Source organism: Sphaerimonospora thailandensis, assembly GCF_016863115.1.
In the GTDB taxonomy this organism is placed as follows: domain Bacteria; phylum Actinomycetota; class Actinomycetes; order Streptosporangiales; family Streptosporangiaceae; genus Sphaerimonospora; species Sphaerimonospora cavernae.
The window spans coordinates 83,009-109,979 of sequence record NZ_BOOG01000024.1 but is presented as its reverse complement, the minus strand read 5'-3'; the positions used below and the strand labels follow the sequence as shown (position 1 = coordinate 109,979).

The following is a 26,971-nucleotide window of genomic DNA, read 5'->3' as shown; positions in this document are numbered from 1 at the left end:
AGCGCGATGTCGGGGAAGTCGCGGTGACGGACCAGGCCGTCCCATTCACGGTCCAACGTGGCCAGCACCTTCTTGGCGGCCGGGTGCAGACTGTAGATCGCACCCTGCTCGGCTCGGGCGGCGCCCATCGCATCAAGAGCGGCGTCGAAGGCATCGACAGCGTCGCGGTGCTCGGCGCTGCCGGGCGTCGCCTCAGCCATGGCCCGGTGCGCCGTGTACAGCACGGCGATCCGTTCGATCCACTGGTCACGCCAGTACCGCAACTGGACGTGGGCGTCCCCGGCACGGATGAAATACCTGCGTATGTGCGCCCAACACCACAGCGGATCCACGCCCTCCATGCGGGCCAGCGACTGGTAGACGGTGTAGAAGTCCGACGACACGACCAGACGGCGGCCGGCCGACATCGCGCCATCGGCGCGGCTGATGCCGAAATGCCGTTCCAGCACCACGGCCGAGCGGGTCGGGTCCATCGTGAACACCACCGTGTCATCGGCGATGAACACCCACAGCCACCAGCGGGTCCCGTCCTTGCCCTCAACACGTTCGAACACCCGCCAGCTGGTCTCATCGGCGTGCACATGGTGTGCGGCCGCGTTGCGCGCGGCGATCGCCTCGGTCAGCGGGGCCAGCAGCGCGTGCACGTCCTTCAGCGCCCCCGACAAAGTGCCCTCGGCGACGTCGAAGCCGTCGGCGGCCAACGCGACCGCGATCCGGTGCAGCGGACGGCCCAGCACGTACTTCTCATACAACAGCCGGGCCAGGAAGTGCGCGGTGAACCGGCCCTTGGCGACCGGTTTCGGCGGCACCGGCGCGACCACCGTCCGCGCGCCCGGACAGGCGCAGGCGCGCTTGTAGCGGCGCCGCCGGTGCACGATCCGCGTGATCGTCACCTGCCAGTCGATCTGCTCGCTGTCCTCATACCCCAACAACTCGAAACCGGCCCCGCACCCCGGGCAACACCGCTGGTCCTCGGGCACGTCGTGGATCTCCTCGCGGGTGTTCAGATGGGAGTAGTCCCGCCGCCCGTGCCCTTTACTCCCCGGCCGCTGCCCCCGCCGCCTGCGAGCGCCCTTGCCGCCGTCACTGCCGTCGGGCGCATCCCGCTCACCGGCCCCGCCCACACCGTCCGGCGCCGGGGCGTTCTCCTTCTTCTCCGAGGACCGGCCGAACAACATCCGCGACAGCACCGCGACCTGCTCGCTCAGCTCCTCGATCCGCGCCTCAGCCCGCTCAGCGCGGGCACGCCAATAGGCAACATCGGCGTCGTCGATCGTCTGCGCGGGGGGCACACAGCCAAGGACACACCATCACCAGCACAACATCACGCACCAAAACCGGCGTGTCGCCCCAGACCGCCCACTCCCGGCGAGCGGCAGCAAGGCGCAGCCGCCGACGTCCCCGTCACATCACGCAGGCACCGCGGCCCTATCCCTCCACGGGATCACCGAATGCTTACGGTCGGACAAACTGGTCGGCGAAGTCGTGCGCCTGCTGCTTGAGGCGTACTACGAACCGCAGTTCTCCGACCGGTCCCACGGGTTCCGCCCGAACAGGGGCTGTCACACCGCACTACGCGAGATAGCCACCACCTGGAACGGCACGACCTGGTTCATCGAGGGAGACATCTCCGATTGCTTCGGGTCTCTCGATCACAACGTGATGATCAAGATTCTCGCGGAGAAGATCCACGACAACCGGTTCCTGCGGCTGATCCGCAACATGCTAACAGCCGGATACCTGGAAGACTGGCGGTGGAACGCCACACTGAGCGGCGCACCGCAAGGCGGTGTCGTATCGCCCATCCTGTCCTCCATCTACCTGCACAAACTGGACACCTACGTCGAGACGGTTCTCATCCCGCGATACACCCAGGGGACGCTCCGGAAAACCAACCCCGAGCACAACAGGATCAGGCAGGCGCTGCGACGCGCTCGCCGGCGCGGCGACCGGGTGCAAGCCCGGCAGTTGCAACAGCGGATGCGCCGCATCCCCAGCCAAGACGCTGACGATCCCGGCTACCGGCGGCTGAGGTACTCCCGCTACGCCGACGATCACCTCCTGGGATTCACCGGACCGAAAGCCGAAGCCGAGCAGATCAAAGATCAGCTGGCCAGGTTCCTGCGTGAGGAACTCAAGCTGGAACTCAACGCCGACAAGACGCTGATCACGCACGCCCGTACCCGGGCGGCCCGCTACCTCGGCTACGAGATCGTCACCCAGCACGCCGACCAAAAGATCACCCGAGGCCGCCGATCGGCCAACGGCGTGATCGCGTTACGCGTGCCCCACGACGTGATCAAGGCGAAATGTGCCCCCTACCTGCGCAACGGCAAACCCGAAGCCAGGACCGCCCTGCACAACCTCGACGACTACGACATCGTCAAGACCTACGGGGACCAATACCGGGGCATCGTCCAGTACTACCTGCTGGCCACCGACGTCTGGAGGCTCACCCGGCTGCGCTGGGTAGCAGAGACGTCGATGCTCAAAACGCTGGCGGCCAAGCACTCCTCTACGGTGTCGAAGATCGCGGCCAAATACAGGGCCAAAATCCAAACGCCGAACGGGATACGCACGTGCTTCGAAGCCCGCGTCGAGCGTGACGGCAAGCAGCCACTGGTCGCCCGGTTCGGCGGGATACCCCTTGCACGGAGGAAGACAGCGGTCCTTATCGACCGTGTCATCCAGCCGGTGCCCTACCCCAGGAAAGAGCTGACCATCCGGCTCCGCAGGGGCAGGTGCGAGCTGTGTGAGGAAGTGGCGAAGGTGCAAGTCCACCAGATCCGCAAACTCGCACAGCTCACCAGATCCGGAACAGACCTGCCTGCGTGGGCGGCTCTCATGGCACGGATGCGACGCAAGACCCTTGTGGTCTGCCAGCCCTGCCACGAAGCCATCCACAACGGGCATCCGTCCGCGAACGCGGCGTAGATCACTGGAGAGCCTCGTGCCGGGAAACTGGCCCGCGGGGTTCGGAGGGAAGCCACGCGCAAAAGGACCTGTTCAACAGGAACCTCGGCACGTGGCTTACCCGGTCAGTGCACTGAGGCCAGACTTACCAGCTTGAATATCCCAATACCGAGAAGAATACAGTACGGCACCCAGACCATCTTCACCTTGCGATAAATTAGAGTCGCAATCGTCGCGAAGATAGAACTGAAAACCGCTAGGACCTGAACAGCAGCGATCATATCCGAATCGATCGGATCAGGAATTTCACTGTCACCATTGTAGTCACGAACATCGAAGATGTAAGCGAAGAACATCCCAAGAATCGCCATAACCCACATTACGATGCACGACGCAGCTCTAAACACCTGGGCGAATCCTGGTACCGGGCCTCGATCTACACCCTTCGATGTCGACGAGAAATCATCTACCACAGAAAGCCCTCCATTCGCTTACGGTTATTCATCACACGCCTTGCGTATTGCGCGCCCTTCCCTGCCGCATCGTATCCATTATAGCCATTGGCCGTCCTGAAAGCCGCCTTCTCCGACCAGCCCTTTCCTGCATTGAGGTCATGCAGCCGATTGGCGGCCATAAAGATGCCTTGTATCGGATCCTCGATAGAATCCAACACTTTTCCGATCGCGCCAGAGGGTGGTTTATTCGGATCATATCCCAGGGTCTCCAACCCAGTCTCGACGCTCATGGAAACATCACCAAAGGTTGTCTTTCTGGCCACCTTATCACCATCCAGCAACTTCCGCTTAAAATAAACTAAATCATCGATGATCGGTGGGTCTCCACCTACCTCCTCGTAGAGGATAGCAGCCAGCAGACTCGCTGGCACCCCATACTTATTGGCCGCCGCATTGATGACGTCCCTATAGGCTTTCACGTATCGCTCCTTGAATTCATCAACATACTTCTTCGCCTTTTTATGCTGCCCCGTCTTTTTGAGCCATCCATAATACGCACCCATTGCATCGGTCCACTCTGGCGCATCCTTTACGTGATATTTTGAAGCTGCAGCTATCAGATCTTCGTGCTGCGCAGTCATACATTCGCGCGTCACAGAATATTTGCTAAACGCTGTAGTTTTGCAAGTAATCTCTAGCTCCACAAGCTGCAGCCCACTAGGATCGGACAGACCAATGGGGTTGTTTCCTGCATAGCTGTAGGGATTAATCCATTGCGGCTTTCGCTGGTCGAAGAGCGGGTCGGTGGAGATGAACTTGGCGATGACCGGGTCGTAATATCGCGCGGACAGGTAGCCCAGGCCAGTGGAGTCGTCTTCGACCTTGCCGAGGAAGCCTCGGTCTGTGAAGGGGAGGTTGTCGGTGCCGCGGCGCTGACCGAAGGGTAGGTAGCGTTCGCGGGAGACGGTTCCGGTCGTGTCGTTGAGGGCGAATTGGGTGGAGCCGTGCAGGCCGGCCATCAACCAGGTGACGCCGTCGCTGCCGATACGGATGGCGATCGTGGCACCGTCAGGGGTGGTGTAGTAGCGCTTGCCGGTAATGGCATTACCATTGGCCTCGATCTCCATAGAGCCGAGGTAAAGGGTGGTCTTGCCACCCGGGTCACGGCGGATAAGGCGTTCACCATTGGCGTCGTAGACCATCGTGGTGTCCTGACCGTCGATGGTGACCTTCTCCAGTTGGCCGAGTTCGTTCCAGGTGAAGGTGCCGTTCTTGCTGGCGACAGTGCGGGAGGTCAGTTGGCCAGCGGCGTCGTAAGCGTAGAGGTCCGTGCCACTGGGCCGGGAGATTGAGGTGACGGCGTTGGGCCGCACCGCCGATGTCCCTGCCTGAGGATAGGTGTAAGTGGCGGTCTGACCGTCGGACGTCATGGAGGTGATGTTGCCGGCCCCATCATGGGTGTAGGACAGGGTGTAGGGGTCGATGCCCTGGTTGTCGACTGATGCCGTGCTTGTCCCGCAGGCGGCGGCAGTGGTGGTCCAGGCCTGGGACAACCTGCGCAGGCCGTCGTAGGTGAAGCACTCAGACTGGCCGGTGCTCCCCCCAGCGGCGGAGGCGGCATCCAGAATGCGGGTAATCTGCCCAGAAACATCGTAGGAGAATTGGTCGTCTTGGCTAACGATAGGGCTGCTAGTGTCCGCCTTAGTTGTGGTGGTGACCCGCTTCACCCACCCCGTGGCATCATCCCATGTCAACGTCCGCTTGATCTTTCCATTCATTCCGTACGCACGTTCAGCCAGACGAGCAGTAGGGGAATAGGCTGTGGAGTCGACGTAGGTGAACCCGCCGCCGAGGTTCGAAGTCATTCCCTCAGGCAGGTCGAGACCGGTGTAAGTCGACATCACCATCTCGGCGGGCAGTCCGCCGACGGATGGCATGGTGTAGGTAGCGACCTTACCGGTGATGGTGTAGCTGGTGGCGAAAGTGTACGTCTCGGCCAACAGTCCCTCCGAGGACGGAATCGTCAGAGTGGAGCCGGTCGGGCGGCCCATGCTGTCGTACCCGGTGACCGCGTCGATGTAGGCGTTGCCGTCTACGTACCGGGTGGCGGAGGCCGGCTGCCCCTTGCCTCTGACGGCCGTGTCATACACCCACTCAGCGAGCTTGGTCCCGGAGACGGGCTCACCTGACCACGTGGCGGTCTTCCGGCCGAGGTCGTCGTAGGTGTGGGAGACCTTCTGGCCCTTGCCGTCGGTCGCCCACAGCAGGTGCCCTGCTGCGTCGTAGGCCTGCTGGGAGTTGCCGGCGTCGGGGTCGTGGGCGGCGGTGCGGCGGCCGAGCAGGTCGTAGGTGAACGTGCGGACGTTGCCGTTCGCGTCGACCTGCTTGGTCATCCGGCCGTCGCGGTCGTAGGCGTAGGTGGTGGTGTAGAAGTCGGGGACGGTGACGGTGACCGTCTGCCAGGACGTCCAGTCCGAGCGGAGGGCGCCCTTGACGGCGCGGGCGCGCCAGCGGATCTTCCAGCCGTCGCTGAGCGTGCCGGCGGGGACGGTGACGGCGGCGTCGGCTCCGGAGGTCACATTGCCGGCAGTGCCGGTCCAGATGCCCCCGGTGCCGTGGGCGGTGTCGGCCGGATCGTGCTCGACCTCGAATTCGGCGCCGAGTTGCCCGCCGTCCTGGGCGGAGGTGACCATGACCAGCAGGGAGGGGGTCAGCGTGGTGGTGGTCTCCCCGGTGGCGGGTTGGATCCGCGGGTCGCTGACCGCAGGGGCCTGTGCGGCGTCGGTCACGCTGAACGGCTGCCAGTCCGACCAGGCCGACGTCCCGCCAGGGGTGAGCGCGCGGGCCCGCCAGCGGACCTTCCACCCATCCGACAGTTTCCCATCCGGCACGGTCACGGTGGCCTGGGCGCCGGAGTCGACGTCGTCGACCGCACCGGTCCAGATCGAGCCCGTCCCGTGCTCGGTGTCGGCGGGGTCGTGTTCGAGTTCGAATTCGGCCCGGACCTTGCCGCCGGCGGGGTCGGTGACCTGGGCGAGCAGCTGCGGCGTCAACGACGACGCCACGGTGGTCCCGTCGACCTGCTGCGAGGGGACGACCTGCAGGGTGCCGAGCACGGGGTCGGGCCGGTCCACGCGGAAGGTCTGCCAGTCCGACCAGGCCGAGGCCGTGTCACCGGCGACGGCGCGGGCCCGCCAGCGCACCAGCCAGCCCTCACTCAGCGTCTGCTCGGGGACGGTCACCGATGCCTGGGTCCCTGCCGGGACGTTGTCGGCGGCATCGGCCCAAATCTGACCGCTGCCCTGACCCGCCGGTGCGGCGGGGTCGTGCTCGATCTCGAACTCGGCGCGCAGGGTGCCGCCGGCGGGGTCGGTGACCTGCGCCAGCAACTGCGGGGTCAGCGAACTGGTGACGGTGGTGCCGTCCACGACCTGGGCGGGGGTGACCTGTAGCGCGGTTACGCCGGGTTCGGAGGGGAGATCGCCGGCGTTGACCGTGCCGGTCTGCCAGTCCGACCAGGCCGAGGCCACCTGCGTGGCCGGGTTGACCGCCCGGGCCCGCCAGCGCACGCCCCATCCGTTGGCCAGCTTCCCACCAGGGACTTCCACCGAGGCCTGGGTGCCGGAGGCCACGTCATCGACCGCGCCGGCCCAGATCTGGCCGGTGCCATGCTGCGTGTCGGCCGGGTCGTGCTCGATCTCGAATTCGGCCCGCAGCGCCGCGCCGTAGGCGTCGGTGACGGTGGCCAGCAGGTGCGGGGTCAGCGACGTGATCGTGGTGGTCTGCCCGTCGGTTTGGGACGGGGTGACCTGCAACTGGGAGACGGTGGCGGCGGGGACCTTCACCGTCAGCGGCTGCCACTCGCTCCAGACCGAGGCGTTGGAACCCGGAGCGATGACGCGGGCCCGCCAGCGGACCTTCCACCCGTCCGCGAGCGTGTCGTCCGGCACGGTCACGGTGGCCTGGGTGCCGGAGGCCACATCATCGGCTCCGGCGGTCCAGATCTGGCCGGTGCCCTGGCCTGCCGGGGCGGCGGGGTCGTGCTCGAGTTCGAACTCCACCCGGGAGGCCGCCGCGTCCGGGGTGGTGGCACGGGCGGCCAGCGCCGGTGTGAGGCTGGAGGTGACCGTCTCCCCCGACACGTCCTGGGAGGGGGTGACCTGCAACTGGTCCACGGCCGGGTCCGGCACCGTGATGGTGGCGGTCTGCCAGTCCGACCAGGCCGAGGACACAGACGTGCCGGTATTGGTGGCCCGGGCCCGCCAGCGGATGTGCCACCCGTCGGCCAGTTTCCCGGCCGGAACCTCTGCGACAGCGTCGCTGCCCGGCGTGACCGCAGCCGAGCTGCCGGCCCAGACCGAGCCGCTGCCCTGGCCCGGGTGGGCGGGGTCGTGTTCGATCTCGTAGTCGGCCCGCAGGCTCCCCCCGGCGGGGTCGGAGACGGCCGCGTGCAAGGTCGGCGTCAGCGACGACACGTCCGCCCCGGCCAGCGGGCTGATCGACAGGTTCCCCACCGCCGGAGCGGAGTTGATCGTGTAGGTCACGCTCAGAGAGGGCGCGCGGCCGGTGCCGGCCTCGCTGCTGTCGAAGAAGACCTGATAACCCGCCGAGGTGGTCTCAACATTCCCCCGCAGCTGCAGGCCGTAGTTGGGGGTCCCCGACGCCCAGGCCTGGACGATCGAGGTGATCGTCCAGCTCATGTACGTCTTGGCCGCGCAACCGTTGCTCTCCAGGGTGAGGGTCTCACCCGCCGTCGTGTAAGCAGGCTGATTGGACCAGGTGATCGTCGCCGGATCCCAGCCGGCGGTGACCCGCGAGGCGCGGATCCCCGCACGCGGGCAGGTGGAAGGCTTGCTGATCGACTTCTGGTAGGCCTTCAACGTCGCACCCTGCACGGTCGCACCCGCCAAGGCGGCGGTGTCGAACTTCACGAAGGCGCGTGACAGGCTCGTGGTGTAGGCCCCGGCGCTGATGGTCGTGTCCCCGTCATAGGAACGCGTCGAACCTTGCACCACCGTGGTATCCGTCGTGAGCGGCAACGTGACCGTCGGGTCGATCGTCACCGGATACGCCGTGGCGGGATCGGCCAAAAACTGCGCGTCCGGGCGGAGCACCAGCACCTGCCCGCCGTCGTTGTCGGCGGCCACCTCGGTGGAGATCTTCCCCGGATTGCCGGTCGCGTCCTGTCCGCCGCCGGGCGGGGCGGCCCACATCACCGGCTGCGGCGCCGACGCCACGAGTTTGGCGTTCTTGCGGTTCTTCAGCAGCAGACGCCCGTCCGCACTCTCCGACAGGGCAAGGCCCTTGCTCTGCACGCCGATGCGGATCTCCACCGGTGTTGTGGGCCGCTCGCGTAACACCACGTCATGCCGGAACCCGGTCGGCAGCACCGTCACGACCAGATCCGCGCCGTTGCCGGCCGCATCGGCGAACGTGGCCACGTTGCCGCTCACCGTCGGCTTGGGTAGCGGCGCCGGCCAGCGCAACGCGTACTCCTGCCCGCCCGCGCTCATCGTCACGAACGCCCCCGCGCCACCGGTGGACACCTCCACGGCGGCACCGTCGGCGATCGCCTTCGGCTTCAACGTCCCGTTCTGCTCGACCAGCGTCGTGTCGATCGGCACCCACGCCCCGCCGCGCCGGGTCCGGACCGGACCCGCGCTGACCTGCGTGGTGAACGTCTTCCCGTCCGGCTGGGCATAGGTGATGCTCGTCTCATCGGTGGCTTCGGCCACCTCGACCGGCTCACCCGACCGCTGCGCCTCTGCTGAGGCGCGGGTGCGCGCGGCCTGCAACTCCGCCGACGGCGCCCCACCAGCCGCAGCGGAGCCGGCGGGGGCAGCGGCGGGGGCGGGGCCGGCCGCCACGGACTCAGCTTCCGCCGCCTGCCCGGCCTCGGCACCAGCAGCCGAGGAAGAGCCGGCCGCGGAGGAAGAAGAGGCGGCGGCCGAGGAGGAGGCAGCGGCGGAAGCGGTCGGGGACGCGGCCGGAGAGGAGGCCGGCGGCATCGGGCCAGCAACGCCAGCAGCCTGCTGCCCACTCCCGGTGAGCCATTCCTCGATCTTGGTGACCTGGTCGGCGGCATCGGTGTAGTACACCGTCTTGCCGCCCACGGGCGGGATCACCTCGTACTTGTCCGCCCCCAGGTAGTTCGTGGTCGTACGGCGGAACTCGCTGCCGCCGGTCATGTCCACCTGCGCGGTCACCCGGCCGAGCCCGTCATACTCCGGCTTGGACCACTGCGGCAGCGTCGCAAGGCCGGGGTTGAGCAGACCCGAGCCCGGCTGGCCGGTGTTGTGCACCGGGGCCGAGGTCGCGGCCGTCTGCCCCCGCCCGTCGTAGGTGGTGACCTGAACGATCCGCCCGCCGGCCGGTGAGGCGGTCTGCACCTCTCGGGTGCGGCCGAACCCATCGACATAGGTGTGGGCGGAGACCCACGTGGCCGTGTCGCCGGTGCCGGACTGCAGGCGGGACACGCTGGTCCGGGCCGGCTGACCGGAGGTGAGCGTGTAGGCGACCCTCGCCGCCGGAGTGTCCCCCGACTTGGGCCGCTCAGGCGTCCACAACTGCAGCGTCCGCCCGAGCACGTCGTAGTCGATGTTCACATCGTTGTCGTTGACATCACGCATGCCGACCGGCTGCCCGTTGTACTGGGAGGACCAGGTCGTCACCGCGTGCCCGAGCGAGTTGGTCACCATCACCCCGCCAGACGGCCACCCTGTGGCCGGGGTGTAGACGGTGGTGGTCGTCTTCTCCGCCGGGTCGGTCATCGTCAACGGCCGGCCGTACCCGTCGAACGTCGCCTTCGTCACCGCATGATCGGACTCGCTGCTGTAGGCACGGGACTCGGTCACGTTCCCCCGCATCGGGGTGTTGGAGGACTCACTGGTCGCCCCGTCATACAAGGTGACCGTGCGCGCCAGCAGCGTCCCGGCCGCGCAGTCGTCCCCCGCGCGCCGTTCCTCGCTCGCGGGATAGGAGATCATCCACGCCCCGCCGGAGGTGTTACGCGCATACGTGGTCGCGGTGCAGGTGTTGTCCGAGCCGTCCCCGCGTTCGCCGTAATCGTTGACCGTGACCGGCAACCCATCAGCGTTGTAGGCGGTCTTGACCTCCGTGTACCGCCACCCCGTGGTGGTCTTCTCCCGGCCCACCTGACGCACCCGGTCCACCCGCGAGGGCTTACGCGAACCCGGGGCGGTGCCGGTGACGGTCACCGCGTACTCATACCGGGTCGAACTCTCCTCCCCGCTCGTGCCCCAGACCTGCTCCTGCAACGTCCGCCCGCTCAACTCGACCCGGTCGCTGTGACGGGTGCCGTCGAAATCGGTGAGGCTCTGACCGGACACCCCGCGGAAGAACTTCGCCGAGGTCATGCTCGAACCCGACGGGCCATCACCGACAGTGGTGGTCACCTGCCCGTAACCACGCCAATCGGTGTAATCCTTACGCCGGAACGGCTGACGCGGCGCCAAAGGATTGTCCGAGATCACCCAGGCCGGGTCACCACCGTAGGAGTAGCCGGTCACCTGCTCCGGAGAGCCGCCCACCAAGTCGATGTCGGTGACCGACATCACCAGCCACTTCGCGTACACCTCACCGGTGTAGTACCACGTCCCGTTGACGATCTCCTGGCTCGTGGTGATGAAGTAGCAGTCCAGCCCGCGGGGCCAGCCTTCGGTCGGCGGATACTGCCACGGGTTCGGGCACGGGCGGGCCTGGCCGTACTCCACCTCACTACGCCCGCCCAGCCCATTGCCGACCGCGCCGATCCGGGGGAACTGCACCGGATCCAGGTAGATGCTGACGGCGTTGTCCAGGAACGTCGCATCGAACGTGGTCGCCGGCAACGCGATCTGCGCCCCGCTACCGCCGGCCAGGCCGACCTGCCGGATCGAATCCAGCCACAAGATCGGATGCTCTTCCAGCACATCGCCGTACAACCATTGATACGACAACTCCCACCGGGTCACGTCCTCCCACCCAGAACCGCCCCCCGCCTTCCAGGTCTGAGTGGTGATCGAGGTCAGCTTCTTGCTGGTGGCGAAGGTCGGCGGGGCGAACAGACACGACGACCAGTCACCGTCCTTGCACCACTCCGGCTCATCGGTGATCCCACCCGAGGCCCGGGCAGCGGTCGCGAACACGATCCGCGCACTCGGCGTCGAACCGGCGACGTTGACGTTGTGCCCGTAACGCACCTCACGCACATGCGCGGCCCGGTCGTACTCCGGGGAGCACTCATCCCACCCGCCCAGCGCCGACGTGCAGTAGGACCCGTACTCCACATCGTAGGAGTAATCGATCACATTCCCCTTCGGATCGACCTCCCGATCCAGCATCCAGCGCCAGGTGTCCTCACAGATCTGCTCCACCGTGGAGGAACCGCTGCCCGGCTCCGGGTAATACTCGTAACACGGCTCGCCCTCATCGTCACCGATGAACGACATCAACAACGAGGAATCCTCGTTGTAACCGAACCGGTAGACCGTGCCATCCTGCGTGGTGATCCGCCACCACGACTGCGAGCCGATCGGCTCGATCTTCCACCCGTAATCCTCGACCGTGCGCCACGCACCCGTGGAGTCCTTGACGATGTCGGTGGAACGCCCGTCCACCGACAACGTCAGCTTCGATGCCGCCGGGTCGGAAGAGTACGGCGACTGCCAGCACTTGTCCGACCAGCCCTTCTGCGCCGGGTTGTACCCCAGCCGGCCCGAGCTCGCATACCCCGCACACGACACGAACGACCGCTCGATGAACCCCGTGCCCAACTCCCAGCCCATCCCTGCCAGCCCGGACTGGTTGTTGGTCTGCGACGTCAGCGAATCCACCGCCGCCGAGGAATACTGCAACGCCAGCTTCGGCGCATCCCCCGACGGCGCCGGCGGGGCCGTGATCGGGTAACTGTAGGTGAACGCCCCACCCGACGCCCCCGCCTGCCACGTCCCCGACGGCTTCAACGGCGACGCCGAGAAATCCCCCACCAGCGACCCCGACGCCGTCGCCGCAGCAGACGCCGCCACCACATACACAACCCCACCCGCAGGCACCGCACCAGACGCACCCGCCCCAGCACCGGCAGGCGCCGCACCGGCACCACCGCCGGCACCGCCACTGGCTGCTGCAGGGGCGGCGGTCGGCGAGGCCGCACCCCCTCCAGAACCGGCCCCGGCGGCGGGCGCCACCCGGACCTCGGCCGTCAGATGGCCGCCCTTCACATCGTTGACCACCGGCAGCACCCGCCGTTGCGCCGCCCGCTGCTTGGCACACTCAGCCGTCAGCGGCAGGGCCAGCACACACGCCGGCAACTCCACCAGCGTCAACCGGGAAGCGAACCCACCCCCGCCCGCATGCCGGAACGACGAATAGTCCACCGTGACCTGCGCCGCCGCCACACCAGTGCCGCCGTCCGCCCGAGTCACCCGCAACGCCAGGCCGACCCCGCCGAGCTTGCGGGCCACCGTGTTGTCGAACACCTTGACCTCAGCCGACGCCGGAAACTCCTTCACCGGCTCCTGAGACGGGATCGCCGCAGGCGACTGCGACCCCTTCGAGTTCGACCGCTGCGGCTCCTGCGCCTTCTGCTGCTCCTGGGAGGGAGACGCCGACGGCAAGCGCGACTTCGACGGCATGGGCGACGTGGTCGGCGAAGGTGCCGGACTGGCCGCGCTCTGCGACCCGTCCCCGCCTCCCGACCCACCAGCCGAACCACCGGCGGCCGGCGCAACCGACACCGGCAACCCCGGCACCGGCACCGCTGCCTTGCCCGCCACCAGGTCAACCCGCGCCGACCCGCCCTTCGGCCAGACCGGCTTCGCGGGCGCCTTCGCGCGATGCGACTCCTCCGCGGCCTTCGCACCCGGACCGCGCGTCGCGACCGGCCGCCCCTCCACGCTGCGCTCCGGCTGCCCCTGCTCGTGCGCCGCGGCGCTGGCCTGTGTGACCAGCCCGTCCGGCACGCCGATGCCCGCGACGAAAACACCGAGCGCGACCAGCCCGGCGACCCACGACCGTGGAAAACGGCCGGGCCTCCGGCTGGACGACAACTTCCGGGCACGCGAAATCGGCACGCCGAACTCCTCCGCAGGCATGCGAAGCACACGGCACGACACGGTGCCGCTCACTCGCATAAAGCAGGAATAAACAGACCAAAGGAGATCATGAGCGGCTGACAACCGGGAGTCAAGATCTCTTCCACATCTAGATGATCACTTACAGCGATCTCGCTGGAACGATCCCCCTGCCGCCGCGAATCCGCCCAGCTCACACGACCAGACGAAGAAACACTCCAAAGATGCGGATGTGACTCACATCACACGAATACATTTCGTCTAGACGCGACCACGTCATGAAAAGTTGCGTGAGCCGACAGTAGGCGGTGGCGATCCCCGGGTGCCGACGGGTGGGTCAGGAGCCGGGGCGGGCCTCCTTGGCCTGGAGTCCTCGGTCGGTGGGCGGGCGGCTGAGGTACTCCTTGCCCGGGACGAGCCGGCCGAGCAGCTCCGAGACCGTCACATAGGTGAAGCCCTTGTGGTCGAGTGCGTCCAGCAGGTGTGGCAGCGCCTGCACCGTGGTCGGGTGGATGTCGTGCATCAGCACGATGTCACCGGGCTTGGCGTCGCCGCAGCGCTTGGCCACGACCGACGCGTTGCGGTCACGCCAGTCGAGCGTGTCGACGGCCCACAGGATCTGCGCCAGCCCCTCCTGCTTGGTCACTGCCGCCACCTCATGGTTGGTCGCACCGTACGGCGGGCGCATGACGCTCATCCGCACGCCGGCGACCTGGCGGACGATGTCCTGCGTACGGCCCAGCTCGCGTTTGAGCGCCTCCGGCGAGAGCCCCGCGAGCGACGCGTGATCCCATGAGTGGTTGCCCAGCTCGTGACCCTCGGAGACCATCCGGCGGACGAACTCGCGGGTGCCTTCGGTGATCATCTCGCCGAGCATGAAGAACGTGGCGCGGGCGTGATGGGCGGCCAGCACGTCGAGGACCTTGTCGGTCTGCTCCCCCGGCCCGTCATCGAAGGTGAGGGCTACGCACTTGAGCCTCTCACAGTCGACCTGGCGGGGAGGCGGCGCGACGGGCATACGGGGGCCGGGCCAGCGGGGCTGGATCCCCGCCAGGCGCATCCGGAGCACTCCGGTGTCGAAGTGGGCGCGGGTGCCGAAGCGGTGGGCGGCCGGGGCACGCATGGGCAGGACCCGAGGGCCGGCCTCGCCACGCTCGGCGCCACGCTCGGCGCCCCGACCGCACCCGGCGAGTTCGGCAGACCCGGTGAGCAGCAACAGCGACAGCAGAACCGGCCCGATCCGCATGTGACCCCCCCTTTTCCCACTCCACGTCTCCCATTCGACGGAGAGCAGGCGGGGGTGCGGACGCGCTAGGGATACTCCTCGGCCGGATCCCCCCGCAGAACCCTGGCCAGTTCCTCCCACCAGGGCGGCACGTCCGCCTTCAGTTCGGCGTACCGACGGGCCACCCGGATGGCGCATCCACCAGGATCACTACCCAGGTGGCGGTGTTTCACGGTTCCCTCTCGCCAACGGTAAAGATCTTCGCGGAAGCTCACGACCAGGCCGATCCACACCGAGAGCGTGACGCCGTCACCGATCTCATAGGCCTCGTGGACGCCGAGCGCGGCGAGCTCCGCCCGGAGCTTCTCGATCGCGGTGCCCGACTCGCTCAGCGTCACGTGTCCCCCTGCCTGAGCGACGATCTGCCCCAAAAGGTATGTACCCAGTGTTGAACCGATGCAGATGACTCCACTCAGTAATGATGCGACTTCAATACGTAATCACGCAGGCGTACCGGCGAGTCGTCGACGGGTTCTTCCGTACACCGCCGGGGGCCGCCTCCGGTCGCACGGAAATGATCAGCCATTACACTTCGTCGCACCATCAATGACCGTTTTGTGGGGGGTTGTTCGTGACGGTGGTGGCGCTGGCGACGGCGAGTGCGGTGATCTTCGGTACGGCCGACTTCTTCGGCGGGCTGGCCACCAGACGCTCACGGGTGTTGGCCGTCGTGGTTCTGTCACAGCTCGGGGGGCTGGCGCTGATCGGGGCGCTGATCCCGTTCCTGTCCGGCTCGCCGAACGCGCCGGCGCTGATGTGGGGGCTGGCCGCCGGCGTGGTCGGGGGCGCCGCCATCGTGCTGTTCTACCGGGCGCTGGCAGCCGGGATGATGTCGGTGGTCGCGCCGACCACCGCTGCCGCCTCGATGGCACTGCCGGTGATCTTCGGCCTGGTCGCCGGTGATCGGCCCCCGGCCCTGGCGCTCGTCGGCATCGCTGTGGGACTGTTCGCCGTCGTGCTGGTCAGCCGGGAGCCGAACGGCCCCGCCTCGGCATTCAAGATCGGCCCGGTGCTGGCCGCGCTCGCCGCAGGCGCGGGCTTCGGCGCCTTCTTCGTCCTGATCAAACTCGCCCCGGCCGAGGCGGGTGGCTGGCCCCTGCTCGCGGCGAGGGCCGCGTCGGTCACGCTGGTCGCGATGCTGGCGCTCGCCGCCCGCAGGAGTCTGCGGCCCCTGCCGGGCAGCCTGCCCGTGACGATCGCCGCCGGGGTCCTCGACATGGCGGCGAACGTGCTCTATCTGCTCGCCGTCCAGCGCGGCATGCTCAGCCTGGTCGCGGTGCTGACCTCGCTCTACCCGGCGAGCACGCTGCTGCTCGCGCGGTACGTGCTCGGCGAACGGCTGAGCCCGGTGCAGATCACCGGGGTCGGCTTCGCACTGGGCTCGATCGCACTCATCGCCGCGGCCTGAGCCCCCCGGTCCAGGCAGCCTGGTGGTTCAGACGGCCCCGTGGTTCAGGCAGCCCCGTGGTTCAGGCAGCACAGGGCTCGGGGACGCGTACGACGCCCTCTTCCCGGGCGTAACCCTCGAGCATGCCGCGCAACTGACGCCGGCCGCGGTGCAGCCTGGACATGACCGTGCCGATGGGGGTGCCCATGCGGTCAGCGATCTCCTTGTAGGCGAAGCCCTCGACGTCCGCCAGGTAGACCGCCACCCGGAACTCCTCAGGCAGCGCGCGCAGGGCGTCCATCACGACGGTGTCGGGAAGCTGGTCGAGGGCTTCGACCTCCGCGGACCGCAGGCCGTTCGACGTGTGGGACTCGGCAGCGGCGAGCTGCCAGTCCTCGATCTCCTCGGCGGCAGAGAGCTTCGGCGATCGCTGCTTCTTGCGGTAGTCGTTGATGAAGTTGTTCGTCAGGATCCGGTGCAGCCACGCCTTGAGGTTGGTGCCCTCACGGAACTGGTGATAGGACGTGTAGGCCTTCGCCACGGTCTCCTGCACCAGGTCCTCCGCGTCGGCGGGGTTCCGGGTGAGGCGCATGGCCGACGCGTAGAGCTGGCTGGTGACCGGCACGACCTCGCGCTCGAACCAGGCCTGTCGGTGATCGTCCGTCAAGATCATCTCATCCCCCTACAGACTTCTCCCCCGTTACCCGTCCGGCAGGAACCCATGCGAAAGATACGGGTCCATCGTCATACCTGGGCACTGATCGACAGCACACCCCGCGACATCATCCCAAGTGGGCCGTAAGCAGAGCGTTAATCGTGGTTTCTGATGATTCGGAATGCCTACGGCATTGGCACACCGCGGTCAGGTCACGCGATAGCCGGACAAGTCTCATTATCATAACACCAATGGCTCAATCGCGAGTAAAGTGTGGCAGACGTCACGCCAGTAGAGTGACCGCCATGGAATACGTGGACCGGCACGACCCGACCACCCGAGCGTGGGTGGCCGAGGCCATCCAGGCGGTGGAGGCCGACGCCAACCGCAGTTGCGACACTCATATGCATGTCTTCCCACTCCCTACGCGCTGGGGGATCGACCTCTACCTGAAAGACGAGTCGGTGCACCCGACCGGTTCACTCAAGCACCGCCTCGCCCGGTCCCTCTTCCTGTACGGCCTGGCCAACGGCTGGATCGGCCCCCAGACGACGATCATCGAAGCGTCCAGCGGCTCCACGGCGGTCAGCGAGGCGTACTTCGCCCGTCTGCTCGGCCTGCCGTTCATCGCGGTGATCCCGGCGACCACGTCCCCGGAGAAACGGGAGATCATCGAGTTCTACGGCGGCAAGTGCCACCTGGTGGCCGATCCGGGCGCGATCTACGCGGAGTCCCACCGGCTCGCCGCCGAGACCGGCGGCCACTACATGGACCAGTTCACCTACGCCGAACGCGCGACCGACTGGCGGGGCAACAACAACATCGCCGAGAGCATCTTCCAGCAGATGACCCTGGAACGGCACCCGGAACCGCTGTGGATCGTGGTGGGCGCGGGCACCGGCGGCACCTCGGCGACGATCGGCCGCTACATCCGCTATCGCCGGCATCAGACGCGGCTGTGCGTGGCCGACCCCGAGGGCTCAGTGTTCTATCCGTCCTGGGTCTCCGGCGGAGAGCACGCCGGAAACGGGTCACGGATCGAGGGCATCGGGCGCCCCCGGGTGGAGCCGTCGTTCCTGCCCACGGTCATCGACCGGATGACCCGGGTGCCCGACGCGCTGTCGATCGCCGCCATGCACTGGGTCAGGGAGGTCACCCGCCGCGACGTCGGCGGATCGACCGGCACGAACATCGCGGCGGCCGTGCAGGTCATCAGGGAGATGCGGGAGAAGGGCGAGCGCGGCAGCGTCGTCACGTTGATCTGCGACGGCGGCGAACGCTACCGGGACACCTACGGAGACCCCCGCTGGCTCGCCGAGAAGGGGATCGACATCGCCCCCCATCTCGCCGAGCTCCGCGAGTTCCTGGCCTCCTAGACGTCGAGGACGGCGCGGCGCAGCGGAGATCGGGACACGGCCGCCGACAGCAACAGCCAGCTCATGCCGGAGACGGCGAGGACCACGTACATGTCGTTCAGCGCGTTCTCCAGCACGCCCGTGACGATCGACGCGAGCGGAATGGAGCTGAACGCGAGCATTCGGGCGGTGGCGAGGACCCGGCCGAGCAGCCGCTCGGGGATGAGCCGCTGCCGGAGGGTGAGCGCGGACACGCCGAGCACCCCCGCCGCGGCGAACTGCACCAGCCATGCCGCTCCGATCGCCACCGGGCCGCGCGCCGGGATCAGGCACAGCACGGCCAGGCCGCCCACGGCCATCGCCCAGATCATGAGCGGGCCCGGTGGAAAGCGCCTGAGCAGACGACCGACCAGCGCCGCGCCGAGCACCGCGCCGACGCCCTGCATGCCGTACACCACGCCGATCTCGGTCGGCGTGAACCGGTGGTATTCGGTGAGGTAGAAGATGAGGTTGGCCAGGGCCAGCCAGATCGCGAAGTTGCCCGCCATGGAGAGCAGGGCGCTGGACAGGACGATCCGGTTCTCCCGGAACAGGTAGCGCAGGCCCTCCCGGATGTCCGCGAACACCGATCGCCCGACAACAGCGGCGGCACGGCCGGCGGCCTTGACCGCGGGCATACGGCCGATGAGCAGGATCAGCAGGGCAGACACCAAGAACGTCGCGGCGTCCAGGAAGATCGCCGCCTGGTAGCCCAGCGCCGTCACGACGGTCGCGCCGATCATCGGCCCCACCGCGCTGAGTGTCCAGTCGCCCATGTGGGCACGCGCGTTCGCCGTCGCCAGACGCTCCGGCGGCACCAGCGCGGGCAGGATGCTCTGGAAGGCCGGCTGATAGAGCGGATCGACGCAGGCCAGCAGGAAGGTGAGCACGAAGATCAGCCAGATCGGCTGCGCGCCCGCCATCACGAACAGGGCCAGGGCGCAGGCGATCACCCCGGCGGCCAGGTCCCCCGCGATCAGCACCCGCCTGCGGTCGAACCGGTCGGCGATCACTCCGCCGAACATCGCGAGCAGGAGGTAGGGGAGGTACTCCAGCGCGTACAGCCCACCGGTGGCCAGGGCGGAGTCGGTCAGGTGCAGCACCAGCAGGGGAAGGGTCAGCCGATACATCCAGTTGCCGACCGACGAGGTGAGATAGGCCGCGAGCAGCAGCCAGTACCGGTGGGCGGGGTAGGCCTTCGCCTCCGGCGCCGGTTGACCGACCGGCCTCGCCGGGGTCTCCTCCCGCACCTTTCAGCTCCCCGCAGCCAGTGCGCGCCGTACGTCCTCGTCGTCGGGCGCCAGTTCCAGCGCCCGGAGCAGGTCGGCCCTGGCCTGCTCCTGCCTGCCCAGCGCCCGCAACGCGACGGCCCGGTTGAACAGCGCGGTGAACAGCTGCCCGGCGTCCTCCTCCCCGAGCTCGACCGCCCGGGTCAGGTCGGCCACCGCCCCTTCGGGGTCGTCCGTCTCGAAGGCGAGAACGCCCCGGGCGGCCCAGGCGGACGCGAGGCCGGGGTCACGGTCGACGGCCGCGTCGAGCGCCTTGCGCGCCTCCGCGTGCCTGCCCTCGGCCGTCGCCACCTGCCCCAGCACGCACAGCAGGTGGGCGTTGCCCGGATCCAGGGCCAGACCCCGTTCCGCGTCGTCACGAGCCCTGCCGTACTCCCCGGCGCCCGCCAGCAGACCCGCCCGGTTGACATAGGCGACCGCGAAGCCGGGATCGAGTTCCAGCGCGTAGTCCAGGTCGGCCAGGGCTCCCTCGTGGTCCCCGGCGGCGAACCGGATCTCCGCCCGGTTGTAGTACGGCTCCGGGAAGGGCGGGCTCACCCGCATCGCGGTCTCGTAGTCGGCGACCGCGTCGTCGTGCCTGCCCAGACGGCACAGCAGGTTGCCGCGGTCGATGTAGTAGTCGGGGTACCGCGGGTCCGCCTCGATCGCGGCGGTCAGGTCCGGCAGCGCCTCGTCCGGCCGGCCGAGCATCGCGGTCAGCTGGGCCCGGTTGGCCCGCAGGACCAGCCGGTGGATCGGATGCTCGCCCGGGTCCAGATCGCGCTCCGCCAGCTCGATGGCCTCCTCGACGAGCCGGTACGCCTCGGTGAGCCGGCCGCGGCGGCTCACCACCAGGGCCTTGCCGTTCAGGTCGAATCCCAGGTGGAAGGCGCGCACCCGGCGGTCGGGCAGCAGCGAGGTGAGCGCCACCGCCTCGTTGATCCAGGCCAGCGCCTCGTCGGCGTCCCGCCGGGCGGGGTCGTGGTGGCGCACCAGCAGCATCGCCGTGGCGTACGCCGCCGTCGCCCGATCCTTCGCGTCGACGATCTCCCGGCGGGCCAGGTCAAACAGCGCGCGGGCCGCGTCCTCCCGCTCGGTGGCCCCCAGCGCGGACGCCGTGCTGTGCAGGATCCGCCACCAGGCCGCCGGGTCGGCCTCCCGCTCGATGATCCGCAACGCTCGTTCACCGAGCTCGGCCACCGCGTGGTGGAAGCCCTCGACCAGGCACTTCTCCACCGCGAACGCGAACGCGTCGATCGTCGCCCGCAGGTCGCCCCCGTGCTCCCGGTGGTAGGGGATGGCCCCCAGCCGCGGTGCGACGAGCCCGGTCGAGGCCAGCGCGTCGGCCCGTTCCCGGTGCCGCCGTGCCCGTTCCCCGGGCTGCATCCGCTCGTACGGCTCGCGCACCTCCGGTGCGTCACAGGTGCCGTCCAGCTCGACATAATCTCCCAGACGCCCGGCATCCCCCACAAATCTGACATCTCCATCGGGTCCGGCCGCCCGCACACGCGGTTCACGAGGCTCGGCGTACTGCCGGAGGGCGGCCGCCAGCTCGGGATCGGGATCGGCCGCGCAGACCACGAGCGTGAGCAGGGCGGGGTCCAGACGGCGCAGCAGGACGGTGAGGAGCTCGCGGTCAGTGTGGTCGGCCTGGTCGACCTGCTCCACGACGAGTGCGCGCGGCCCATCCGATCCCGCCTGATCACGCAGGTAATCGCGGAGGAACTCGGCCAATCCGTTGGCGATTCGCAGTGTCCGGCGCGGCGCGGGCACCAGGATCCGCTGCGGCCTCGGCAGGCCGGCGGCGATCGACTGCCGCCGGGCGGGGACCATGTCGCACAGATCGGGCGCGGCCGTACGGATCTCGATGTCGTGCGCGGCCACCAGGTCGGGCCGGCGCTCCAAAGCGCCCGGCACCAGCGCGTGCAGCAGGGCTCCAGCCGCGGTGTACGGTCCGCACCGCCGCCGGTGGGCGTCGATCGGGGGCAGCAGGAGCTGCGACGTCACCACCTCGTCAGCCCGGTGTGGATTCCTGATCCATAGATGACGCACCCGCTCTCCTCCTACTCCCGCGACCGGCTCGAACGAGAACGAAGCCGGTGCCCCGGGTTGTGTTCAACCCCGACGGGCGCCGGCTTCGTCGTCGATCAGATCCCGTGCCGAGGGCTGGCCGCGGCGGAGAGCTTGACCGTTCCAGGCTTGTGAACAACGATCTTCTTCATGTCGATCCCTCCCGATCATGTGGCAAACGAGGGAAATATCAACATAAACCAGATCACTTAACAAGGCTTCACTGGAGATTGTCCGGAATCGGACGGATTTCGGCGCGATCAATCCCCCACAATGGCATCGACGAAAACCTCCGGATCGAAGGGCGCCAGATCATCGGGGCCCTCGCCCAGGCCGACCAGCTTGACCGGAACCCCGAGCTCGCGCTGCACCGAGATCACGATCCCGCCCTTGGCGGTGCCGTCCAGCTTGGTCAGCGCGATGCCGGTGACGTTGACCACCTCGGCGAACACCTGGGCCTGGCGCATGCCGTTCTGCCCGGTCGTCGCGTCGAGGACCAGCAGCACCTCGTCCACCGTGGCCTTCTTCTCGATGACCCGCTTGACCTTGCCCAGCTCGTCCATCAGCCCGGTCTTCGTGTGCAGACGGCCGGCCGTGTCGACGATCACGGTGTCCGCCTTGTCCTCGATGCCCCTGGCCACCGCGTCGAACGCCACCGACGCCGGGTCGCCGCCCTCGGGACCGCGTACGGTCGCGGCGCCCACCCGGTCGCCCCAGGTCTGCAGCTGATCGGTCGCCGCCGCCCGGAACGTGTCGGCCGCGCCGAGCACGACCTTCTTGCCGTCGCCGACCAGCACCCGGGCCAGCTTGCCCGACGTGGTGGTCTTGCCGGTGCCGTTGACGCCCACCACCAGGACGACGGCCGGCCGCTCGCCGTGCGGCTCCGTGCGCAGGGTCCGGTCGAGCTCCGGGGAGACCTGCGTGAGCAGCTCCTCCCGAAGCAGCTTGCGCACCTCGGCCGGGGTGCGCGTGCCGAGCACCTTCACCTTCGTCCGCAGGTCCTCCACCATCGCGCGGGTGGTGGACACGCCGATGTCGGCGGTGATCAGGGTCTCCTCGATCTCGTCCCACGCGTCGTCGTCGAGGCGGTCCCGGGACAGCAGTTCGAGCAGGCCCCGGCCGAGCATGTTCTGCGATCGGGCCAACCGGCTGCGCAGCCGTACCATCCGGCCGGCCGACGGCAGCGGGATCTCGATCTCCGGAGCCTTGAGCAGCTCCTCGACGGGAGCGACCGGCGGAGGAGGCAGCGTCGTCGTCGCGCCGCCCTCTTCTTCGCTCGGGCCCGCCTTCGCCGGTTCCTCAAGCGTGGGCGCGGGCGGCTCCGGCGGCGCCTCCACGGGCGGGAGGCCCCTGCCTTTCGGCCGGAGCAGCAGGAACAGGCTCCCCACCGCCAGGACGGCGATGGAGATCACCATCACGATTATGCCTACGTATGCGTCCACACCATGCAGTTTCCCAGATCAACCGCGATGCTCCCGTCACCGCACCCATGACGCGTCACCCGAGTCCTGGGACGGTCAGTCCCTCAGCCGCTGACTGACCACCTGGGTGACGCCGTCACCCCGCATCGACACGCCGTACAACGCGTCGGCGATCTCCATCGTGCGCTTCTGGTGGGTGATCACGATGAGTTGGGAGCTCTGCCGCAGCTCCTCGAAAAGGGTCAGCAGGCGCTGGGTGTTGGTGTCGTCCAGGGCCGCCTCGACCTCGTCCATCACGTAGAACGGCGACGGGCGTGCCTTGAAGATGGAGATGAGGAAGGCCACCGCCGTGAGCGACCGCTCCCCGCCCGACAGCAGGGACAGCCGCTTGACCTTCTTGCCGGGCGGCCGGGCCTCCACCTCCACCCCCGTGGTGAGCATGTCGCTCGGGTCGGTCAGCATGAGCCGCCCCTCACCGCCGGGGAACACCCGCTGGAAGATCTGCGCGAACTCCCGCGCCACGTCCTCGTAGGCCGCGGCGAACACCTGCTCGACCCGCTCGTCGACCTCCTTCACCACGAGGAGAAGGTCCTTGCGGGTCTTCTTGAGGTCTTCCAGCTGGGAGGTGAGGAACGCGTGCCGCTCCTCCAGCGCGGCGAACTCCTCGAGAGCGAGCGGGTTGACCTTGCCGAGCTGGGCCATCTGCCGCTCGGCCACTCTGGCCCGCTTCTCCTGCTCCTCCCGGACGTACGGAACCGGCGGCTCGCCCGGCACCGGGGCCTCCGGGCCGTACTCCGCGATCAGCGGCTCGAGTTCGAGGCCGAACTCCTCCATGGCCCGCTGCTCCATCTGCTCCAGCCGCAGCCGCCGCTCGGTCCTGGCCATCTCGCTGCCGTGCACCCGGTTGACCAGGGCGTCCAGCTCGGCGCCGAGCTCGCGCACGCGCAGCCGTACGGCCTTGAGCTCGGCGTCGATCTCCCCACGCGCCCGCTCCGCCTCGTCGCGCTCCTGCGCGGCGGCGGCCAGGGAGCCCTCGATGGCGCGCAGCGCGGCCCGGGCCCCCTCGACCACGGTGGCGGCGGTCTGCGCCTGCGCCCGGCGGCGTGCCCGCTCGGCCGCCGCCTGCGCGCGGTCCTCACGTTCCCGCCTGGCGGCGCGCAGCAACCCGTCCACGCGCCCCGCGATGCCCCTGGCCCGCTCCTCGGCGGTGCGGACGGCGAGCCTGACCTCCATCTCGGCCTGCCGGGTGACCCCGCAGGCCGCTGCCAGCTCGTCCCGGGCGTCGGTGGTCGGCTCGGCCTCCAACTCGGCCGCGTACTCCGCCTCCGCGAGCCGTTCCTCCAGCTCCACGACGCCCGCCTGGGCGGTCTCCCCGGCCTCCTCGGCGTCCTGTACGGCTCTGGCCAGCCGGGCGGCCTCGTCCTGGGCGGCCTTGACGGCGGCCTCCAGACGGGCGAGGTGCTTGGCCGCCTCGGCCGCCCTCCTGTCGGCGTCCCGCTGTCTGCCGCGCAGCCCGTCGAGCACGGCCTGGGCGGCGTTCAATCCGTTCTGGGCGCTGTTGACGGCGTTCTGGGCGGCGCTCACGCCGCTGCTCGCCTCGGCGACCCGGGCCTGGGCCGCCTCGACGGCGAGCCGGCACGCCTCCTCCGCGGCCGTCGCCTCGGCCAGCGCCTCGGCGTGCCGCTCGGCGGCCGCTCGCGCGGTGGCCGACTCGGCGGCGGCCTCGTCCAGCGCCCGGCGCATCTGCAGTGCGGAGCTCTCTCCCGCCGCGCCGCCGCGCGCCGCGTGGGCGCCGAGCACGTCGCCCGCCCGGGTGACCGCCCGCAGATCCGGCCGCAGATCAACGACCTTGCGCGCCGTGATCAGGTCGGGGACGACGACCACGTCCGCCAGGAGCGCCTCGGCCGACGGGCGGAGCTCCTCGGACACCTTCACCAGGTCGGCCGCCCATGCGGCGCCCGCCACCGGTGGTTCGGCGGCCTGCCGCACGGCCCCCTCCGTCTGCTCGACCGACTCGGGGCCGACCGACTCGGGGCCGGCCGCGATGAGGAGGGCGCAGCGGCCGCCGCCGCAGTCGCGCAGCTGCTCCACCGCTGCCACGGCGGCCGTCAGCGAGGCCACGGCCACGCCGTCGACCGCGAGCACCGCGGCGACGGCCGCCTCCGCTCCGGGCTCCACGTTCAACAGGGCGGCGATCGGGCCGAGAACTCCGGGCAGCCCCGCGCCGAGCAGCGCGGCCGCCCCGTCGGCGCCTCCGGCGAGGCTCATCTCCAGCGCCTCGCACCGCGCCTGCAGCGCGGCCATCGTACGCTGCGACTCCTGGTCGGCGGCGCGAGCCGCGGTGACGGCCGATCCGGCGGCGGCCAGCGCCTCACGCGGCGCCGTCAGGGCGGCGCGCGCCTCATCCACCACGGCCTCCGCCTGCACGCCCACGGCCCGGGCCTCCTCCACGGCGGCACGGGCGAGGTCGACGCCCTCCTGTGCGGCGGCCAACTCGGCGGCCAGCTCGGGGTCGGCGACCGGTTCGCTCGACTCCTGCGCGTCGTGGTCGACCCGCGCACGCTCGGCGCGCTGCCGAGCCTCGTCGAGAGCCCTGGTGAGCCGTCCGACCTCCTCGCCTGCGGCACGGGCGCGGCTGCGTGCCGACTCGACCTGGCCGCGGAGCCGGGCGAGGGCCTCGCGCCGGTCGGCGGCGGCCCGCGCGGCGGCGGCCAGGCGCCGCTCCTCCGCGGCCAGCGCCTCCTCGGCCTCGGCCCGGATCTCCACGGCCGCTGCCAGGCGCTCGCGCGCCTCCTCCAGCTCCTCGGACAGCGTCCGCTCCTGCTCGCGGACCTCGGCCGCCTCCCGCTCCAGATCCTCCGGGTCGCGCCCACGGCGCTCGATCGAGGCGGCGTCCGCGGCGTGCCGCTGCCGTTCCGCGGCGAGGCCTTCGACGCCGCGCAGCCGTTCCCGCAGGGCCGACAGGCGGTAGAAGGTCTCCTGCGCCGCCTTCAGGCGCGGCTGGGCCTCGTTCTCCGCGGTCTCCAGCTCGGCCTCCCGCCGCTGCCCCTCCGCGAGATCGTTCTCGACCCGGGATCGCCGCGCCTGTACGGCCGCCTCGTCGGCCTCCTCCCGCCGCAGCGTGTCGCGGAGGGTCACCACGTCGTCGGCGAGCAGGCGCAGCCGTGCGTCCCTCAGGTCGGCCTGGATCACCGCGGCCTTCCTGGCGATCTCAGCCTGGCGGCCCAGCGGCTTGAGCTGGCGGCGCAGTTCGGTGACGAGGTCCTGGACGCGGGTCAGGTTCGCCTGCATCGCGTCGAGCTTGCGAAGCGCCTTCTCCTTGCGCTTGCGGTGCTTCAGGACGCCCGCCGCCTCCTCGATGAACGCGCGGCGCTCATCGGGGCCGGCGTGCAGCACCTGGTCGAGCTGGCCCTGCCCGACGATCACGTGCATCTCGCGGCCGATGCCGGAGTCCGACAGCAGCTCCTGGATGTCGAGGAGGCGGCAGGTGTCGCCGTTGATGGCGTACTCGCTCTGGCCGGACCGGAACATCAGCCGGCTGATCGTCACCTCGGTGTAGTCGATGGGGAGCGCCCCGTCGGTGTTGTCGATGGTCAACGTGACCTCGGCCCGGCCGAGCGGCGGCCGGCTCGAGGTGCCGGCGAAGATGACGTCCTCCATCTTGCCGCCGCGCAGCGACTTGGCGCTGTGCTCGCCCATCACCCAGGCGAGGGCGTCGACGACGTTGGACTTGCCTGAGCCGTTGGGGCCGACCACGCAGGTGATGCCGGGCTCGAACCTCAGAGTGGTCGCGGAGGCGAAGGACTTGAAACCGCGCAGGGTCAGGGCCTTCAGGTACACCTGTCGCCCCCTCCCCCCGCCCACGCGTTCTGGGGAAGACTATCGCTCCGGCGACTTCCAAACGTCGCATACGCTCAGCGAACGGTGTCTCCGAGTCGTGTCTCGCCCGGACGTTCTGAGCGCGAAATCGGTGACGATCCGTACGAACTCCGAAGGAGGCACGGGCGGAGCGGTGCGGAAAGTATGGCGAAAGCGAGAGGAAGCGGATCC

At 69.0% G+C, this 26,971-nt stretch carries 13 protein-coding genes; 3 read left to right on the top strand and 10 right to left on the bottom strand.

Annotated features, from left to right (window positions below; all coding sequences use genetic code 11):
- Positions 1–1,292 (bottom strand): IS66 family transposase (tnpC, locus tag Mth01_RS14765; protein ID WP_204016414.1); only part of this gene is annotated, 1,292 nt, incomplete at its 3' end.
- Here tnpC and Mth01_RS14760 point away from each other — a divergent pair.
- Positions 1,273–2,934 (top strand): reverse transcriptase/maturase family protein, encoded by a 1,662-nt coding sequence (locus Mth01_RS14760; RefSeq protein WP_308440801.1) that lies wholly within the window; start codon positions 1,273–1,275, stop codon positions 2,932–2,934. The two genes, tnpC and Mth01_RS14760, sit on opposite strands and share 20 nt — an antisense overlap.
- A 104-nt stretch (positions 2,935–3,038) precedes the next feature.
- Here the strand turns inward: Mth01_RS14760 and Mth01_RS14755 are convergent, their stop codons facing one another.
- The 4 genes from Mth01_RS14755 to Mth01_RS14740 form a co-directional block, all read right to left on the bottom strand.
- Positions 3,039–3,386, bottom strand: coding sequence for a hypothetical protein (locus tag Mth01_RS14755; protein WP_204016412.1), 348 nt, complete (start codon positions 3,384–3,386; stop codon positions 3,039–3,041).
- A complete protein-coding gene (locus tag Mth01_RS14750) occupies positions 3,380–13,441 on the bottom strand; it encodes a DNRLRE domain-containing protein (protein WP_204016411.1) in 10,062 nt (3,353 codons plus the stop codon). Before Mth01_RS14750 ends, Mth01_RS14755 begins: the two co-directional genes overlap by 7 nt.
- A 337-nt stretch (positions 13,442–13,778) precedes the next feature.
- Positions 13,779–14,687, bottom strand: coding sequence for a polysaccharide deacetylase family protein (locus tag Mth01_RS14745; RefSeq protein WP_204016410.1), 909 nt, complete (start codon positions 14,685–14,687; stop codon positions 13,779–13,781).
- A 65-nt stretch (positions 14,688–14,752) separates the two neighbouring features.
- Entirely contained in the window at positions 14,753–15,064 is a 312-nt protein-coding gene (locus Mth01_RS14740) for a hypothetical protein (protein ID WP_239089666.1), read from the bottom strand.
- 233 nt (positions 15,065–15,297) lie between these two features.
- On the opposite strand from Mth01_RS14740, the gene Mth01_RS14735 reads away from it, so the two are divergent.
- Positions 15,298–16,134 carry a DMT family transporter gene (locus Mth01_RS14735; RefSeq protein ID WP_204016409.1) on the top strand — a complete coding sequence of 279 codons (837 nt, stop codon included), beginning with the start codon at positions 15,298–15,300 and terminating at the stop codon, positions 16,132–16,134.
- 61 nt (positions 16,135–16,195) lie between these two features.
- On the opposite strand, the gene Mth01_RS14730 is transcribed toward Mth01_RS14735, so the two are convergent.
- Positions 16,196–16,786 (bottom strand): sigma-70 family RNA polymerase sigma factor, encoded by a 591-nt coding sequence (locus Mth01_RS14730; protein ID WP_204016408.1) that lies wholly within the window; start codon positions 16,784–16,786, stop codon positions 16,196–16,198.
- A gap of 287 nt (positions 16,787–17,073) precedes the next feature.
- On the opposite strand from Mth01_RS14730, the gene Mth01_RS14725 reads away from it, so the two are divergent.
- Positions 17,074–18,144, top strand: coding sequence for a PLP-dependent cysteine synthase family protein (locus Mth01_RS14725; protein WP_204016407.1), 1,071 nt, complete (start codon positions 17,074–17,076; stop codon positions 18,142–18,144).
- Here Mth01_RS14725 and Mth01_RS14720 read toward each other — a convergent pair.
- The 4 genes from Mth01_RS14720 to Mth01_RS14705 form a co-directional block, all read right to left on the bottom strand.
- On the bottom strand, positions 18,141–19,412 hold the full coding sequence (locus Mth01_RS14720; RefSeq protein WP_204016406.1) for an MFS transporter: 1,272 nt from the start codon (positions 19,410–19,412) through the stop codon (positions 18,141–18,143). The genes Mth01_RS14725 and Mth01_RS14720 overlap by 4 nt on opposite strands.
- Positions 19,413–19,415: 3 nt before the next feature.
- Complete coding sequence (locus tag Mth01_RS14715; protein WP_239089665.1) at positions 19,416–21,437, bottom strand: tetratricopeptide repeat protein; 2,022 nt, start codon at positions 21,435–21,437, stop codon at positions 19,416–19,418.
- Positions 21,438–21,760: 323 nt separating this feature from the next.
- Positions 21,761–22,915: a signal recognition particle-docking protein FtsY gene (ftsY, locus tag Mth01_RS14710; protein ID WP_407695946.1), complete on the bottom strand. Its 1,155-nt coding sequence runs from the start codon at positions 22,913–22,915 to the stop codon at positions 21,761–21,763.
- A 102-nt stretch (positions 22,916–23,017) separates the two neighbouring features.
- A complete protein-coding gene (locus Mth01_RS14705; RefSeq protein ID WP_204016404.1) occupies positions 23,018–26,761 on the bottom strand; it encodes a chromosome segregation SMC family protein in 3,744 nt (1,247 codons plus the stop codon).
- Positions 26,762–26,971: the final 210 nt, after the last annotated feature.